General features: G+C 75.1%; 1 protein-coding gene. It reads right to left on the bottom strand.

All coding sequences use genetic code 11. From position 1 onward, the window contains the following. Window positions 1-1,564 (bottom strand): BTAD domain-containing putative transcriptional regulator (locus AB0H75_RS50190; protein ID WP_367809192.1); only part of this gene is annotated, 1,564 nt, incomplete at both ends.

The following is a 1,564-nucleotide window of genomic DNA, read 5'->3' as shown; positions in this document are numbered from 1 at the left end:
CCTCAGCCTCGCCCGCCTCCGCCAACCGCTCCACCCCATAAGCCGCCACCGACTCCAGCAACCGATACCGCCCCCCCTCCCGCACCACCAACGACCGCTCCACCAACCGCCCCAACACCTCCACCACCACCACCCCCGCCTCCGCACACACCCACTCAGCCGCCGCCACCGTGCACCCCCCCGCCATCACCGCCAACCGCCGCAACACCACCCGCTCACCCGCCCCCAGCAACTCCCAACTCCACGCCAACATCGCCCGCAACGTCCGCTGCCGCGCCGGCGCATCCCGCAACCCCGCCGTCAACACCCCCAACCGATCCCCCAACCGATCCCCCAACCGGGCCAGCACCTCCGCCACCCCCCACGCCCGCACCCGCACCGCCGCCAACTCCACCACCAACGGCAACCCATCCAAACGCGCCACCAACTCCGCCACCCCCGCCTCACCCACCCCCACCCCCGCCCGCACCGCCAGCAACCGCGCCGCCGCCCCCGCCTCCAACGGCGGCACCCCCCACACCCGCTCCCCCCCGATCCGCAACGGCTCCTGCCCCGTCACCAACACCCGCAGCCCCGCCGCCCCCCGCAACACCCCCGCCACCACCCCCGCCACCGCCTCCACCACATGCTCACAGTTGTCCACCACCAACAACCCCGCCCCCACCCCCGCAAACGCCGCCGCCAACCGCACCTCCACCGGCCCGGCCACATCATCACGCAACCCCACCACCCCCGCGATCCGCTCCGCCACCTCCACCGCCGCCGCCCCAGCCCGCACCCCCGCCAACTCCACCCACCACACCCCACCCCGACCCGCACCCGCAGAGCCCCCCGCCGGCTCGTCCAGCCCACCCCACGCCCGCGCCACCTCCACCGCCAACCGCGTCTTGCCCACACCCCCCGGCCCGGTCAACGTCACCAACCGATGCACCTCCAACAACCCCAGCACCTCCGCCACCGCCTCCCCCCGCCCCACCAACTCCGCCACCGGCGCCGGCACCGCCCCCACCCCACCCAGCACCGACCCCGACCCCGACCCCGTCACCCCCGCCGGCCCCGTCACCCCAGCCGCGACCCCCACCGAGACCCCCACCCCGGCCGAAGACCCCACCACCGGCGCCAGCGCCGGATCCTGCCGCAAGATCGCCCCATGCACCCCTGCCAGCTCCGGCCCCGGATCCACCCCCAACTCCTCCGCCAGCCGCCGCCGCACCTCCTCAAACACCACCAACGCCTCATGCTGACGCCCCGCCAGATACAACGCCCGCACCTGCGCCGCCCGCAACCGCTCCCGCAACGGATACCGCCCCGCCAGCTCCCCCAGATCCGCCGCCACCAACGCGTACTCCCCCACCGCCAACCGCGCCTCGGCCAACTCCTCCACCGCCACCAGCCGCCACTCCTCCAACCGCGCCGCCACCCCCCGCACGAACGGCTCATCAGCCACATCCGCATACGCCGCCCCCCGCCACAACCCCAACGCCTCCCGCAACACCCCCACCCGCTCCACCGCCGACCCCACCGCCCGAGCCCGCCCCAGCAACGCCTCGAAACGGCCCGCGTC

Origin of the sequence: Nonomuraea sp. NPDC050783, from assembly GCF_040802095.1 — a bacterium.
Lineage (GTDB): Bacteria > Actinomycetota > Actinomycetes > Streptosporangiales > Streptosporangiaceae > Nonomuraea.
The sequence above is the reverse complement of the archived record's forward strand: the minus strand, read 5'-3'. Positions and strand labels throughout refer to the sequence as shown.